We start from the raw sequence: 16,416 nt of genomic DNA on the forward strand, positions 1-16,416 counted from the left end.
TACTTTTTTAAGTACATTTAATCATACATTTTTAAAACATGAAAAAATACATTTACAGCCTGTTTTTCTTTCTTGCCTTAACTTCTTTAAGTGCACAGCGATTTAGCGCGTCCCTGTCAAATTATGAGGCTTACAAGGCATTTAGAGGAAAACCTTTGTCTGATAAATTTTCAAATATTGAATCAGTAAAAGTGATTTATGATATGCGAAAACAGAAAATGTATTATTTCAACAGCAGTGTTATTCTGCTTCATTATGATTTCGTTGTCAATTATTTGGGCTATAGCCAAGATCTTGAAATATTTAATAATGAAAATTACAGCGATACAGAAAAAAACAGAGATTTTCTTCTCGGAAACTTAAACCACATTAAAGGAACGGATAAATGGATTTTTGAACTTGCTGCCTCCGATAATATGCCAGTTCCATTAATTGAACGTTTTTTTGGTATGGTAAAAAATTCCACATTTATTGGCGAAAAACTAAAATTTTATTTGAACAATCCCGATATGATGCAATGGTATCAAGAACAGAAATTCAAAATTCCTTGCGTAAAATCAGATTATATTTTTGGTGAAATCAAATATCAAGAAGTTGTTCGAGGAACTAATATTGGGATTCTAAGAAAATACAAAATCAAGGAATTGGAATCCACAAAGCCTAATTCTGACGAAATCATTATTTTGGATGGAACGCCAGATATTCTCCCAAACGTTCGAGGCATTATTGTAAATGAACTTCAAACACCTTTAAGCCATTTGGTTCTTCTAGGAAAAAACAGAAAGATTCCGATTATGGCTTATACCGATATTGAAAAAGACAACAATATCAAAAAACTGCTATCTAAAAAAGTAGAACTAAAAATCGAAGTCGATACTTTTTTCATCAAAGAAACAACCAAAAAGATTCCAGTAAAAACATCTGGAAAAAAGAAAAAGCTCATTATTGATAATAGCATTACCGAATTAGTGAACTTGGCTGAAATTCCAAAAAAGGGAGTTAATTATATTGGTTCAAAAGCACAAAACATGGCATATTTAATAGCTATTTCAAAAGAAATTCCATTTAAAGTACCCGAAAATGCGCATGCTATTCCGTTTTACTATTATACAAAACATATTCAGAATCCTGCTATTTCTCCATTAATTGCAGAACTTTTAGCTTTTCCTCAAAAAGATTCTACAATTTGGATCAATAAACAGCTTAAGAAAATTAGAGACGCTATCAAAAAAGAACCTATTGATCCCGAATTAATTTCGAAATTAAACATCGCTTTTAAAGATGCAAAATTCAAAAACTTTAGATTCCGTTCCTCTACAAATGCAGAAGATTTAGATGATTTTAATGGCGCTGGACTATACGATTCTAAAACCGGAATTTTAGGAGACAGTATTAAAACTTTTGAAAAAGCCATAAAACAAGTTTGGGCAAGTGTCTGGAACGAGGCTTCGTATAACGAAAGAGAACTTTTTGGGATTGACCAACAGAATATTGCAATGGGCGTTTTAGTGCATCGTTCATTTCCTGACGAATTAGCAAATGGTGTTATTATAACCAAAAATATATTTAGAGAGAACTTTCCAGGAATTACGGTTAATGTTCAAAAAGGAGAAAACTCTGTTGTAAAACCCGAAAAAGGAGAAATCTGCGAACAATTTGTGGCCTATCATTTTAATGACGGAAAAGACGAAACCGATTTTGATATCGATTATACTTCAAATTCAAATCTGAATAATAACGAGCCTTTATTAACCAGAAAAGAAATGAGTAACCTTTATGATGTCAGCAAGAAAATTGAGAGCAAAATGTATCGATATTGGCGCAAAAACCAATTTCATCCAGTAGATATTGAATTTAAAATTGTGGGTGAAAAAAGAGATTTATACATCAAACAAGTTCGTCCTTTCAACGATTAATAGAATACCAATAAGTCAATTTCATTGGCTGTTGTGTTTATTAATACAATTCGAAAATCAAAGTCTTCAATTTTAATTTTTTGCTGAATTGATTTTCGAATTATTTCAGTGTTCAATGAAAAATTTTCATCTAGCGGAATTTTCACATCGACTGAATTTAGATATTTTGACGCTTTCTTATTTACGATAATTGAAGCCGCTATATAAAATCCAATGATAATAATTTGAAAAAAGAGCAACAATTCAATCTTTTCAAACGGATACATAATATCTAAAATAGACAGGGTAATTGTTGCAAAAAGAAAGATGATTGCGTTTACGGTAAAGGATTGTGTTCTAAAACGGAGTATCGAAAAAATCGCAAATAATCCAAACCCGATTCCGACTCCTATTTCGATTTTAGTAAAAAGATAACAAAGAGAAAAAGTACAAAGCCCAACAATAACCATCAACGGATTTATGGTAGCATTATCTTTTCTGTTGGAAAAAAAATACAGAACTAAAATTGAGCAAAACAACAGTAAAAATCGTCCTAAAAGTTCATTTAAATCCATTGGTTAGAATAATTGGTTACTCAAATGTAAACAATTTATTCTTTACCTATTTTATTTTTTAATGAATGAATTCTGAACTTTTTAGACTGCTACTTTTTCGGCGCTGCACCTTTTTCTGCGGCTTTATTTGTGTTTTTAGGATCACTCATATTTACTTCTTTAACCAATTTCCCTTTTTGATAAAACTGCCAGATTCCTGCTTTTTTACCATTTACAAATTTACCTTTAGAAGCAATAGATTTATCTGAATCATAAAAAACAGATTCTCCGTTGTATTCGTTATTCATAAAGTTCGATTCTTCCAAAAGCGTTCCATCCTGACCTATTTTTTTATATGGTCCTTCCTTTAAACCATTTTTATACGTCATCTCTTCTGCAATTTGAGCATTTGGATAATAAATCGTTCTTAAGCCTTCTAATTTTCCATTTTTGTAGTTCTCCACAGTCATTAAAACTTTAGAAGCTTTATGATAGTATTTCCACTCTCCCTCTCTTGCTTTTCCAACTTCTTTTCCTTCGCTTACTTTATTTTTGCTCTGATCATAAAAAATTGTGTATGAACTTCCATCATTTGCGCTAAAATCTCTTGTAGCTATAATGTCTCCCTTTTTTGTATCATCAAAAAATTTAAAAACACCTGTTTCTTTTCCGTGATCAAAAGTTCCTTCGTAGCGAGGGCGTTTAGATTCCGCATAAGTACCTTTCCAAAGTCCGTCTTTTTTTCCAGCCGCGTCAACTTTATTAATATCGGTTTGAGCATTAGACATTAATGTTGTCAGGAATAATAATCCAAATATGATTTTTTTTGAGATCATGGTAAATTCTATTTTTAAGCTTAACGAAAATCTTAATTATAAAGTATAATGGTATAAAAAAATCCCGATAAATCGAGATTTTTTTATTGAGAATTATTTCTTTTTATTCTGAGCTTTTGCGGCTTCCTGCTGCTCCATTACTTCTTGAAGACGTTGTTGGAACTTACTTGGCTTTTTAGGCTCTCTTTGTTTATTTTCTTGAATCTGAGCGTGAATTTTATCACTATCTACAATATAATTCTTAATTACGAACATAATTCCGATTGTAATTAAGTTCGAAATGAAGTTGTATAAAGATAATCCTGAACCGTAATTATTGAAGAAAATTAACATCATTAATGGCGAAACATAAATCATGATTTTCATCATTTTTGCCATATCTGGCATACCTTCTTGTTGAGGAGCTGCCATTTGCTGATCTCCTGAAGTCATCTTCATGTAGAAGAAAATCGCAATTGCCGCCAAGATTGGGAACAAACTGATGTGATCTCCATACATCGGAATAGTGAATGGTAATTTTACAACCGAGTCAAAAGAAGATAAATCGTCTGCCCAAAGAAAACTTTTTTGTCTTAATTCAAACGCCGCAGGGAAAAATTGGAACGATGCATACATAAATGGCAACTGAATCAATGCGGGAATACATCCTGCCATTGGGTTTACACCTGCTTTGTTGTACAACTTCATTGTTTCCTGTTGTTTCTTCATTGGGTCTTTTTTGAATTTCTCTCCCAACTCAGCAATATCAGGTCTTAAAACTTTCATTTTAGCCTGAGACAAGAATGACTTATAGGTAATTGGCGACATGGCCAATTTGATGATAATTGTAAAAATAATGATCGCAATACCTAATGACAATCCAATTGTTGAGCTTAAGAATCCAAATAAAGGAATAAAGATCCATTTGTTAATCCATCCAAAGATTCCCCATCCTAATGGAATAATCTTTTCGAAATTTTTATCGTAAGCTTTTAATGTTTTGTAATCTGCAGGACCCATGTACAAATTCATTTTGTAATCGATCTCTCCATTTGAAAACGCTAAAGGCAAATTAGCTCTAAACTGCTTAGTGAAAACAGTATCGATTTTTTCGTCTTTAACTAAATCGTCAGATTGTAATTTTGAAGTTTCAAAAGGTTTGTCTGTAGATAAAATCGTAGTAAAGAAATGTTGTTTGAATGCAACATAACTCACTTTTGTAGGCATCTCTTCTTTCCCTTGTCCGTGCGAACTTACGTTGTTGTATTTTGATTCTTCGTATTTAAAATCAATTTGTGCATAACGATTTTCATACGCAATACTTTTCTCATTTCTGTATGTTTTTAAATCCCATTGCAAATCAATTGGTTTTGCAGAATTTAAAACTCTATTTAATCCTTGAGAACGAATATCAAAACCAACTAAGTAATCGTTTGGTTTAAGAATGTATTTATATTCTAAAAATTCATTAGCTCCAGCTTTCAAACGCATAGACAAAACTTGGTCTGCTCCAATTTTTTCTAAAGTTGGTTCAAAATACAAATCTTTAGAGTTTAATGTTCTATTATCTGTAGTAAGAAGCTGTAAATTTAAGTTTGAGTTGTTGTTTTTGATTAACTCAACTAATTGTCCAGAACCTTTTTTTAATCTTTCGAATTCTTTTAAAGTAGCTTCAACAATATAACCACCTTTATTAGCAATCTTTAATCTTAATTTTTCGTTTTCGATTGTAGTAAAAGCTTCTTTTGCAGAAGGAAGTGTTGCAGAATAAGCAAATCCTCCTAAAGTTTTTTGCAATTGAGCCAATTGAACTGTATCTCCAGGAGTTACAGCTGCAGCTGGTAATGACGCGGTTTTAGCTTTATCTGCTTTTGCTTGTGCTTCTTGTTTAGCAACTAATTCTTTCTTGGCTTTTTCAGCAGCAATTTCTTTTTCAGAAGGCTGATTTTGATACATAATCCAAATCAAAATTCCGAAGATCAATACAAAACCAATGATCGAATTAAAGTCTAATTTTTTTTCTTCCATTATTAATTTAAAAAGTTATTCGTTGAAGGTTATTAGTAATGAGTCTGACTCAAATGTTACATCTTCTCAGAATATAATTATTATTTTTTATGCGCATTTACCGCAGCAGCCACAAAGTTTACAAAGATAGGGTGCGGATTTGCAACTGTACTTTTGTATTCTGGGTGGTATTGTACACCAATGAAGAACGGGTGATTTTCAAGCTCTACGATTTCGACTAAACCTGTATCAGGGTTAACTCCCGAAGCTTTTAAACCAGCTTTCTGTAATTCATCAGCATATTTATTGTTATACTCATAACGGTGGCGGTGACGCTCCGAAATAGTTTTTTGTCCGTAAATTTTGTATGCTAAAGTGTCTGGTTTAATATCGCATTTCCAAGCACCTAAACGCATTGTTCCTCCTTTATCGGTTACATTTTTCTGTTCTTCCATTAAACTCACAACTGGATGAGATGTTTTATCGTTCATCTCTGTAGAGTTCGCTTCTGCATAACCTAAAATATTTCTAGAATATTCGATAACAGACATTTGCATTCCTAAACAGATTCCGAAGAAAGGAATATTGTTTTCACGTACAAAACGAACTGCCTCGATTTTTCCTTCAATACCTCTTTCACCAAAACCTGGAGCAACTAAAACTCCGTCTAGAGAGCCTAATTTCTCCTCTACATTATCAGCATTGATATGCTCTGAGTGAATAGAAATTACGTTTACTTTTGTTTCGTTTGCAGCTCCTGCATGAATGAACGCCTCCAAAATAGATTTGTAACAATCCTGCATTTCTACATATTTCCCAACCAAACCAATATTTACCGTTTGTTTTGGGCTTTTTAATCTTTTTAAGAAAGTATTCCAGTTTTTAAGATCTGGAGATGCTTTTTTAGGCAAATCTAATTTCTTTAAAGCTACAACGTCTAATCCTTCTTCAAGCATTAAGTTTGGAACTTCATATATAGTAGAAGCATCGATTGACTGAATAACCGCTTCTTTCTTCACATTACAGAATAAAGCTAATTTCTGGCGTAATTCCTGAGACAATTCGTGCTCTGTTCTACAAACCAAAATATCTGCTTTAATACCGCTCTCCATTAAAGTTTTAACCGAGTGCTGTGTTGGTTTTGTTTTCAACTCACCTGCAGCAGCCAAATAAGGAACTAATGTCAAATGAATCACGATTCCGTTATTTTCACCTAACTCCCAAACTAATTGACGAACAGATTCTATGTAAGGTAGAGATTCGATATCACCAACTGTACCACCAATTTCAGTAATTACAATATCATAATCGCCAGATTTACCTAGCAACTGCATTCTGTCTTTGATTTCGTTTGTGATATGAGGAACAACTTGAACCGTTTTTCCTAAAAATTCTCCTCTTCTTTCTTTTTCAATAACCGAAAGATAAACTCTTCCTGTAGTAACATTATTAGCCTGAGAAGTAGGAACGTTTAAGAAACGCTCGTAGTGTCCTAAGTCTAAGTCAGTTTCAGCTCCATCATCTGTCACGTAACATTCTCCGTGCTCATAAGGATTTAAAGTTCCTGGATCAACGTTAATGTATGGATCAAATTTCTGAATAGTTGTACGGTATCCTCTTCCTTGTAACAATTTTGCCAAAGATGCCGCGATAATCCCTTTTCCTAATGAAGAGGTCACACCTCCTGTAACAAAAATATATTTTGTTTGATTCATTCTGTTGTTGTTTGTAAGTAGTTGTGTAAAAAACTTGGCAAAAGTACAAATTTAATTAGACAATTTATCAATTCCAGAATGAGATAATTTTTAAATTTTTAGAGTTCTTTCGAATTAGATAATGGTTTAAAGTTCTGGCTTTACAAAATGAAAGCTTTTTAGGATTTTGACTAAAAATTCGCAACTAAATACACAGAACCTTGGCAAATTAAAAATCTACCTAAGACTTTCTTTTTTGTATTATTAGTTAAGATTATTGATTAAGCACCTCTTATTATCCAATACAGTAAAAATTAATTGCAGATTACCATTTAACAAATTTTATCTAGAAGGAACCATAAAGAAATTAAATGTCAAGAACCATTTATCCCACAAATCAACGTTTACACCTCCATTTTTAGCAGAAACGTACACAACCAAATCATCTAAAATCGATAAAATTTCTTTTTTTATAATTTCAGCTTCTTTCTGACTTCCGCTAATTCTAAATATTTTTACATCTAGTTTATTCAATTTGTTAATCTGAAATAAAATAGAAATACTCCCCTTGTATTTCGACATAATTCCTGACCACTTAAATCTTGTATTTAAAAGACTAATATATTTAGGATTTAAACCGTTGCCAATTACTAATAGATATTCTTTTTTACCGTATAAAAACTTAGGCTTTTCTTCAACTTCATTTAAAGACATTATTAAGCCATTTCTAAAATTAGGACAGGTTTCTTGAATTATTTTTTGCGCTTCTATATCTCGAAGCAAATAAGCTTGATAGAAGTCCTCACAAGCATTTTCATTCTCCCCTAACTTCAATTTTGAAGCAGCGAGATTAAACCATCCATCTTTATTTGATGGGTCTTCTAGTGTGATCTTTGTGTATATTTCTTTTGCCAACAAAAAATCGCTTCCTGAATAAGCTTTTTCTCCATCAATAAATAATTGATTTATATTAACCGTTTGTGAGACACATATTTGAGCAAAACATAGGAACAAAATTTTTAACTTAAATCTCATAATCTAATTAAACAAACAGATTATAAAGAATCATTAAAAACATTACTATTTACAATATACAAAAGGGATATAGAGGAAAGTTTAGACATAAAAAAAATATTATAATTTAAAAAACACTGACTTGTACACATTTATGAATTCAAGCTGGAATTCTGTGGTATCACTTTGTTTTTGGAAATTATAATATTTTATATTTCAAACTTATATAAAAAAAATCAAACTACCAAAGATTTTTCTTACTATTTTACAGGATTTGGATATTGCTTCTTAATATTACGGATCAATTCTTCTAACCCATTTAATTTTAATTCATAAATAAGCTGTAATTGCTGGCCTAATTCTCCTTTTGGGAATCCTTTATTATGATACCAAACCACATAATATTCAGGCAAATCAATTAAGTACCTACCTTCATATTTTCCGAAAGGCATTTTGGTGTGAGCTATTTTTATAAGTTGCTTTTTATCTTGATCCATAGTTTTTAAGAAGAAAGAAGCAAGAGGAAAGATTTAATAGATTTTCTGCTCATTTCATTTTATGCAAAACTACCATTTATTTTTTCTTTTGCCACTCCCGATAACTATCGGGATAAAAGGATTCTCACAGATTAAAACTTAGCTTCTCAGCAGCTCAGCAGCTTAGAATCTAAACAAAAAAAAGAAGCAAGAAAAAAGAACATTATTTCATTCCCTCTTCCTGCTTCAAAAATATTATTTAAGTTTTATTACTAATTTCTAAAAGACTAAAAAAAAAACTTAGAATCTCAGAACCTTAGCAACTTAGCATCTTAATAGTGCCATCTCACGAAAGCTTCCATTGCAGCGTAAGTCGCCAAACCTAATTGGTGATACAATTCTGCTGTTTCGCGGTTTCTGTCTTCTGCTCTCTGCCAGAACTCTCTTGCGTCTGTTCCTTGGAAAACAACTCCGTCTTTTTGTGACTGGTGTTTGAAGATTCCGTGACGTTTTGCCAAAACTTGGTCTGGGCTCATTGGAACCGCCATTTCAACTTCGTCAATTCCCCACTCTTGCCAAGCTCCACGGTATAACCATAACCAGCAGTCGTTCATGAATTCTTTTGGCTTTAAAACTTTAACTGCCTCAAAAATAGCATCCAAACAAACTTTATGCGTTCCGTGTGGATCTGCTAAATCTCCAGCTGCATAAATTTGGTGCGGTTTAATTTTCTCAATTAAATCAACTGTCAACTGAATATCCTCTGGTCCAATTGGTTTTTTCTCGATTGTTCCTGTTTCGTAAAAAGGCAATTCCATAAAGTGAATTTGAGAATCCGGAAGACCAACAAAATGACTCGTAGCTCTCGCCTCTCCTTTTCTGATCAAACCTTTTATGTAACGAACCTCTGGAATATCAATTTCGCTGTTCTTTTTGTTCTGTAAAAATGCTTCTGCTTTTTTGTAGATACTATCTGCCTCCGCACTTTTAATTCCGAACTTTTCATTGTAATCAATTACGAATCTTGCGAAACGTAAAGCTTCATCGTCTGCGACAGCGATATTTCCTGAAGTTTGGTATGCAACATGCACTTCATGTCCTTGCTCTTGCAAACGCATGAAAGTTCCTCCCATACTGATAATATCATCATCAGGATGCGGACTAAAAATCAATACGCGTTTTTTAGCCGGTTCTGCTCTTTCAGGACGATTTGTATCGTCTGCATTTGGTTTTCCACCTGGCCAACCCGTAATTGTATTTTGTAATTTATTAAATATCTTAATGTTAGTATCGTAAGCTGGACCTGAATCTGCCAACAAATCACTCATACCATTTTCGATATAATCAGCATCTGTAAGCATTAAAATTGGTTTTTTAAGATCTAATGCCAATCCTAAAACTGCTTTACGAGTCAATTTATCTGTCCAAACAATTTTTTCAACCAACCAAGGCTTGTTGATTCTCGTTAATTTTGAAGAAGCTTCTTTGTCTAAAATAAAAACTGCGTTGTTATGCTCTTGCAAGAATGAAGCAGGAACGCGGTTTGTAACTTCATCTTCAACAGATTTTTTTACAATGTTTGCTTTTCCTTCACCCCAAGCTAACAAGATCACTCTTTTTGCTTCCATGATTTTTTTAACACCAAGCGTAATCGCAGTTCTTGGCGTATTATTTAAACCAAAGAAATCTTTACTTGCCGCAACTCTTGTAATATGATCCAAAGCTACTAAACGAGTTTTAGAGTTTTGAAGCGAACCAGACTCATTAAATCCGATGTGCCCGTTTCCTCCAATTCCAAGAATCTGAAGATCGATTCCGCCTAAAGCTTCAATTTTAGCTTCATATTCGTGGCAATAATCTGCAATTTGTTCTTTTGTTAAAAGCCCGTCTGGAACGTGAGCGTTTTCAGGTAAAATATCGACATGATCAAACAAAAGCTCTTTCATGAAACGAACATAACTGTTGATTGAATTTGGTTCCATTGGATAATACTCATCCAAGTTAAAACTGATTACGTTTTTGAAACTCAAACCTTCTTCTTTATGAAGACGCACTAATTCAGCATACAAACCTTTTGGAGAAGAACCAGTTGCCAAACCTAAAATACATGGTTTTCCTTCTTTTTGTTTTTCTTTGATTAAAGACGCAATTTCTTGCGCTACTTCTTTTGAAGCATCCGTTGAGTTTTCAAAAACAACTGTGTTAATGTTTTCGAATCGTTTTTCGAAACCTGTTGCTTTGTCGATTTTACTTTTTAACATGATATATTAATTTTTTATTTTTTGTTCAACTATTCCATTTCCTGTATTTATGCCCTTTTACAGCATAAAACAAAATCATTGCATAAGAAGGCAGCAACATTAAGTAAGCTAATTGATTTCCGCTTTTTGAAACATCTTGCATATTTTTTGCAACATTTGCAGAATTGATACTTTCTGTAATCATTCCGTAAAAAAGTGGAAAAACTGCTCCACCGATAATTCCCATAATCAAAATAGCACTTCCAATCTTTGTATAACCTCCTAAATCCTGCAGAGCCATTGGCCATATTGCTGGCCAGCATAATGCATTTGCGAGTCCCAAAAGCGCCACTAAAAGTATCACCAATGGTATATTTGGAGTTCCAGGCAATGCAATCATTATCTTTGGAGAAATCAAAACAATTGCTGTAACTAGCACTAAACCAAGCAACCCAGACACTTTTAAAGCAGTAACTTGCGAAACATATTTAGGAATCAAAACTATACCAAGAATATAGCCGATCACCATTGCTGACATCGTAAATGAGGTTAATTTGAGATAAAAATTCCCTTCTTCGCCATAAACACCTAATTGTTTTCCGAAAGCTCCAATCGAATCTCCTGCCAAAACTTCGGCAGATAAATACAACATTAGAGTTATTACTCCTAAAACCAACTGCGGGTGCTGAAAAGCATTTTTAATTTGTTTAAAAACACTCAATTCTGACACATTTCCATCTTCGCCCAAATCAATTTCTGGAAGAGGAGAAAATTTCACCATTATAGCTAAAACAGTAATAATCAACCCCATATAAAGATACGGTGTTTGTAATTGTAAAGCAAGAGAATTTAATGCGCTAGTTTTTGCAGTTTCATCCATCAAGGCAATTTTGTCTGCGGTAAAATCCTGCATATTAGACAAAACTAAAATAGTAAGCACAATTGGCGCAACAAAGCCTGCCAATTTATTTGCAATTCCTAAAACGCTGATTCTTGCAGCAGCACTTTCTCTTGGGCCAATTACAACAACATACGGATTTGAAGCTGTCTGTAAAACTGCCAAACCAGTTCCCATGATAAATAAAGCTAATAAAAACAAGAGAAATGTACGACTTGAAGCCGCTGGATAAAACATAAATGCTCCCGCGGCAATAATCAATAATCCTAAAGAAATTCCGTTTTTATATCCCACTTTTTCAATAATATAAGAAGAAGGAACTGCCATTACGAAGTAGGCAATATAAAATGCGAAAGTCACAAAATAGGCTTGCGAAGAAGTTAATTCGCAAGCTAATTCAAAAAACGGAATTAGTGGTCCGTTAAGCCAGGTTACAAATCCTAGAATAAAAAACAATAAGGTTAAAATTACCATAGGAACAATGGTACTTTTTTTCTCCAGCTGTAATGTACTTTGAATGTTTGTCATAATTTTTGGTTGATTTAGTTATAGATTTATTTAATTCAAAATCTAAATTAGAATCAACTCTCACATTATTGATTGCGTAATTTATGCAAATATCTGCATTTTTTTTGCAAAACAAAAGTACTACATTAAATTTCCTTATTCTCTAATTTAGATATGAAAGTTTTGTTAATTTTTATTATTCCAATTTAAATCAGGATAATATTTTGCCAAATATGTTTTTACTTCGGCAATATCTTCTTTTGCAGTTAGGTCTGGAACGTGCTCAGAAAACGGAATTCCGATCGTTGTATTCGGATTTTCCTTAACGGAGTTCAAAAGAACCGTCGGAAGCTCCTTTTCATCACGCTCTGGATGAACAGGACAATTTTTAAGATGTATATATAAGGTCTTGCCGTTAAACTTAAAAGCATTCATACTAACACGTATTTTTCCTTCCGCATCTTTATATTGCTCCAAATCTTCTTCTGTAGGTTTTTCTAAAATATCCAGCAACTGATTATTCTGGTCCAATTTTGCAATTGCAAAACGCGAAATACGCTCCAGCGGAAAATCCATTGCATCACGATCATAACTAATAAAAGCATTCGGACTTTCAGTTTCTCTCAAAGCACGCAATGCTTCAGCCGAATACAAATTATCGCTGTTGCAAACCGAATAAAACTGAGAATTTAGCTCTGGATATTGCTCTACAGCTTGAAACAGAGCATCTGCAGTTCCAAAAGGTTTTACCCTTCCTTCAGGAATATACTGAACAGCAAATGAAATATTGAGTCCGTGAAAATCGTTATCCTTCATTTTACTTCCATAAAATTCTTTAAACAATTCTCCTTGCTCTCCTATTATAATATAAATGTTTTTATAGCCTGCTTTTTTCGCATTCCATAAAAGATAATCCAAAAGAGGTCTTCCGCTTGCGCCAACACCTATTAAACCTTTACTCCTTTCATTAGCCTGAGCAATTTCTTCTGGAGAAAGATTATTGGTAACTGCTTCTTTTTTCATACGAGAAGAAGCTCCACCTGCTAAAATCACTAAATTGTCGTGCATTTTATTTAATTTTCAATATTATCAATAATTCGTACTCCGGGATCAACATTTACCGCATAAGCTTCTTGAGCTCCAGCATGTAAAATCGCTTTTATAACCACATCTTCATACTTAGGATCAGCAATTACAACAATACTTCCACCACCGCCAGAGCCTACAATTTTTGCTCCGTATGCTCCTGCTTTTAATGCAGCGTTAACCATCGCATCTATTCTCGGAACAGTTATTTTCAGTAAATCACGCAAAACTTCATGATGGCCATTCATTAATGCACCAATTTTTTTTAGATCTAAAACCGGTTTCTCAAATTCCTTTAATGCTTCTTTGGTATAATGATAATTTTTGATTGCCGCTTCAAAAAACGGAATCATGCGATCTGGCAGACAATTTCTGTATTTATCCAAATCTTCTATTTCAGCAGCATTTAAATCAAACTGCGGATAATTCTGTTTCACAATATCAATTGCCATTAAAGCATTTCCTTTCAGCTCGCCAAGAAGTCCAATGGTTTCCTTTGGAACACCTGAAACTCCTGTAATCAAACCTTTTAACTCCGTTCCTATTACATTAAAAGAAAACGGTTTTTTGGTATTGATGTAAACAATATTTCCAACGCCAATACTAAAATGATCCATCATTCCGCCTGGCTCTCCGTGCTCTAACACTTCAGATTCATAACCTAATTTAGAAAGAAATTCAGGCGTAACTTCATGATCTATTCCGAAAGCTTCTATCAGAAAACGAATCCAAGCCATTAACAAGGCTGATGAACTCGAAGTTCCTGAGTTAATCGGAATATCTCCAGTAATTGTAATTGTATAACCAGATGTTGGTTTACAGCCATATCTGCGCAAGACACGCAACGAGGATGCAAAATAATCTCTTGGTTCTAATTTTTCGAAAGCCTCGTGTATATTGATAACTCGAATTTCATTAATGTCAATCATATTCAGAACAAATGTGTCGGTCTGATTTTCTTTTGCTATTAATTTAATACTTCTATCTATCGCACAGGCTATAACAGGCAATCCTAAATAATCTTGATGATCTCCAAAAAGACAGGTTCGGCCGGGAGCTAATGAGGTAATTTTTTTCACGTAAACACATTGTGTTAAAATATTGCAATTCAATAAATTACAACATTATTAGGTTATCTTTTTATTTTAGTTTTTCGGTTTTGATTTTACGAAACTATAGATTATATTTTTATAAAACAAGAAAAAATACAAAAATGTGCTCGAACACACTTTTTTCATGTTCTCGAGCACATTTTATAATTCTTACAGAAAATTTACATTTATTAACTCAAAGTTTTTATATTTGCTTATATGGATAAAAAGTACACAATTAAGGATATAGCACAAATGGCTGGAGTTTCTAAAGGAACTGTGGATCGCGTGCTGCATAATAGAGGAAAAGTCTCTCCTGCTGCACTAGAAAAAATCAATGAAGTTTTGAATGTAATTGATTACGAACCCAACTTAATTGCTAGAAATTTAAAAAGCACAAAAGTGTACCGCATTTGCGTTTTGCTTCCAGATCCTGTATTTGACCCATACTGGCTTCCGTGTGTTAACGGAATCCAAGACGCTATAACAGAATTTAAAGCCTATAATGTGGTTATTGAAACACATTATTTTAATCCTGAAAGCACAAAATCTTTTTTAAAGACTCATGAAGCTATTGTAGCCAAATCGCCAGATGCTGTTTTATTAGCACCGCTTTTCCATAAAGAAACCATAGAAATCATAAAACAATATGAGGAACTGGGAATTATGGTAAACACTTTCAACAACCAAGTCGAATCTTCGTCAATAAAAAGTTTTGTTGGGCAAGATTTATATAAAAGTGGCCGCGTTGCCGCGAGTTTAATGAATTTAATTCTATCGAAAGGCCAAATCGTAATTATCCATATTGACGAAAGCCTTAAAAATGCCGTTCACATGCAGGAAAAAGAACGAGGTTTTAGAAGTTATTTTGAAGAGAAAGACCTTTCTGATTTCTCTGTAACCACTTTAAAACTGAAATATTCTAACATCGATACTAAGCTTCCAGCATTCATAAATGAAAATCCAGATTTAAGCGGTATTTTCATTACAACTTCAAAAGCTTACCAAATCGCTTCTACGCTTTCAAATATAACAGATGAAAAAATTGCTTTGATCGGTTACGACTTAGTTGATAAAAACGTCAGCTTTCTTAATCAGGGATTGATTCATTTTTTAATTCATCAGAATCAGAAGAGACAAGCTTATTTGGGAGTCAGCACTTTAGTCGAACACTTTTTATTCCGAAAAGATATTCCGGAAACTATTTTGCTTCCTATTGATATTATAAATGTCGAAAACGCTTCTTTTTACGTTAGCTAGGGTTTTGCCACGAAGTCACTAAGACGCAAAGTTTTTTTTATTTGAATCTCGCAAAGTCGCAGAGTCGCAGAGTTTTTTTTTATACTTTCAATACTTTACTTGTATTCCAGTTTAGTTCATCGCTTCAACCACGGACTGTGTTTAAAAATAGACGCAAAAAAAAAAAAAAAGCTAAAGCTGGAGGCAATCCAAATTAGATTATTCCTTTTAAAAAAACCTTTGCGTCTTCGCGCCTTTGTGGCAAGCAAAACTATTCCATCAAAACAAATTTCCCGAAAGAAGAAGCGATATGAAAATTCGGTTCTGCAGTATTAGGATCTACCCACGTTATCCAGGTTGGTTCGTAATTTCCGTTTTTTTTCTTGACAAATTTAGCTCTGTAAACCCCAGTTTCGATAGCATTCTCATGAATTAAATCCAATTCTTTTAAAGATGTAATACTAATTGATCCCGCAACTGTAAAAGAAACTTCGTCTTTTAAAGATGCTAACTTTATATTGTTTTCAGCCCATTTCCAGTCATAATCAAAAATTTTGTCTGGACGCGCTTCGAAATCCAACAATCTAGTTGAAGGATCTATTTCTAAACAATAATACGGATTAAGCTTATCATTACTCCTAAAAAACAGCTCTACTCTATCTGAATTACAAATACTATCTACACTATTATCTTTCTGATCCATATAAAGATCCGTGTCAAAAACCCTAAAATTAAAATAGAAATTATCCTTATCCCAGAGTGCACGAAATTCAATTCTCAAAACTGGATCATTATTCCATGGAGAAGTAAAATCGGTCAAACAATTTGCTTTTTCCCAAAAAAACGAATCTAAAAAACGGGTTGCATTTTCTTGATCTCTATCTATTATTTGCACGTGGT

General features: G+C 33.2%; 13 protein-coding genes. 2 read left to right on the forward strand and 11 right to left on the reverse strand.

Annotated features, from left to right (window positions below):
- Positions 1 to 38: 38 nt before the first annotated feature.
- Complete coding sequence (locus AC5ZCW_RS16675) at positions 39 to 1,916, forward strand: PEP/pyruvate-binding domain-containing protein (RefSeq protein ID WP_496120890.1); 1,878 nt, start codon at positions 39 to 41, stop codon at positions 1,914 to 1,916.
- Here AC5ZCW_RS16675 and AC5ZCW_RS16680 read toward each other — a convergent pair.
- From AC5ZCW_RS16680 to AC5ZCW_RS16725, 10 genes are all read right to left on the reverse strand, one after another.
- Positions 1,913 to 2,470, reverse strand: a complete 558-nt coding sequence (locus AC5ZCW_RS16680; protein WP_343542148.1) for a DUF4956 domain-containing protein — start codon at positions 2,468 to 2,470, stop codon at positions 1,913 to 1,915. The genes AC5ZCW_RS16675 and AC5ZCW_RS16680 overlap by 4 nt on opposite strands.
- 89 nt (positions 2,471 to 2,559) lie before the next feature.
- Positions 2,560 to 3,285, reverse strand: a complete 726-nt coding sequence (locus AC5ZCW_RS16685) for a toxin-antitoxin system YwqK family antitoxin (protein ID WP_496120891.1) — start codon at positions 3,283 to 3,285, stop codon at positions 2,560 to 2,562.
- A 93-nt stretch (positions 3,286 to 3,378) separates the two neighbouring features.
- Entirely contained in the window at positions 3,379 to 5,292 is a 1,914-nt protein-coding gene (gene yidC / locus AC5ZCW_RS16690) for a membrane protein insertase YidC (RefSeq protein ID WP_496120892.1), read from the reverse strand.
- A gap of 80 nt (positions 5,293 to 5,372) precedes the next feature.
- The gene (gene pyrG, locus AC5ZCW_RS16695; protein WP_177210271.1) at positions 5,373 to 6,986 is read right to left on the reverse strand and encodes a CTP synthase; all 1,614 of its coding nucleotides are present in this window, start codon (positions 6,984 to 6,986) and stop codon (positions 5,373 to 5,375) included.
- A gap of 321 nt (positions 6,987 to 7,307) precedes the next feature.
- Positions 7,308 to 8,000 carry a tetratricopeptide repeat protein gene (locus AC5ZCW_RS16700; RefSeq protein WP_496120893.1) on the reverse strand — a complete coding sequence of 231 codons (693 nt, stop codon included), beginning with the start codon at positions 7,998 to 8,000 and terminating at the stop codon, positions 7,308 to 7,310.
- Between the two features lie 239 nt (positions 8,001 to 8,239).
- The gene (locus AC5ZCW_RS16705; RefSeq protein ID WP_496120894.1) at positions 8,240 to 8,476 is read right to left on the reverse strand and encodes a DUF3820 family protein; all 237 of its coding nucleotides are present in this window, start codon (positions 8,474 to 8,476) and stop codon (positions 8,240 to 8,242) included.
- A gap of 311 nt (positions 8,477 to 8,787) precedes the next feature.
- On the reverse strand, positions 8,788 to 10,716 hold the full coding sequence (nagB, locus tag AC5ZCW_RS16710; protein WP_281631911.1) for a glucosamine-6-phosphate deaminase: 1,929 nt from the start codon (positions 10,714 to 10,716) through the stop codon (positions 8,788 to 8,790).
- Positions 10,717 to 10,741: 25 nt separating this feature from the next.
- Positions 10,742 to 12,121: a sugar MFS transporter gene (locus AC5ZCW_RS16715; RefSeq protein ID WP_496120895.1), complete on the reverse strand. Its 1,380-nt coding sequence runs from the start codon at positions 12,119 to 12,121 to the stop codon at positions 10,742 to 10,744.
- Positions 12,122 to 12,286: 165 nt separating this feature from the next.
- Positions 12,287 to 13,168: a sugar phosphate nucleotidyltransferase gene (locus AC5ZCW_RS16720; RefSeq protein ID WP_496120896.1), complete on the reverse strand. Its 882-nt coding sequence runs from the start codon at positions 13,166 to 13,168 to the stop codon at positions 12,287 to 12,289.
- Between the two features lie 5 nt (positions 13,169 to 13,173).
- Positions 13,174 to 14,265 (reverse strand): GHMP family kinase ATP-binding protein, encoded by a 1,092-nt coding sequence (locus tag AC5ZCW_RS16725; RefSeq protein WP_177210276.1) that lies wholly within the window; start codon positions 14,263 to 14,265, stop codon positions 13,174 to 13,176.
- Between the two features lie 231 nt (positions 14,266 to 14,496).
- On the opposite strand from AC5ZCW_RS16725, the gene AC5ZCW_RS16730 reads away from it, so the two are divergent.
- Positions 14,497 to 15,537 carry a LacI family DNA-binding transcriptional regulator gene (locus AC5ZCW_RS16730; RefSeq protein ID WP_496120897.1) on the forward strand — a complete coding sequence of 347 codons (1,041 nt, stop codon included), beginning with the start codon at positions 14,497 to 14,499 and terminating at the stop codon, positions 15,535 to 15,537.
- 250 nt (positions 15,538 to 15,787) lie between these two features.
- On the opposite strand, the gene AC5ZCW_RS16735 is transcribed toward AC5ZCW_RS16730, so the two are convergent.
- Positions 15,788 to 16,411, reverse strand: a complete 624-nt coding sequence (locus AC5ZCW_RS16735) for a sugar-binding protein (protein WP_496120898.1) — start codon at positions 16,409 to 16,411, stop codon at positions 15,788 to 15,790.
- Positions 16,412 to 16,416 lie beyond the last annotated feature (5 nt).

It is taken from the genome of Flavobacterium sp. PLA-DH12 (assembly GCF_059511845.1).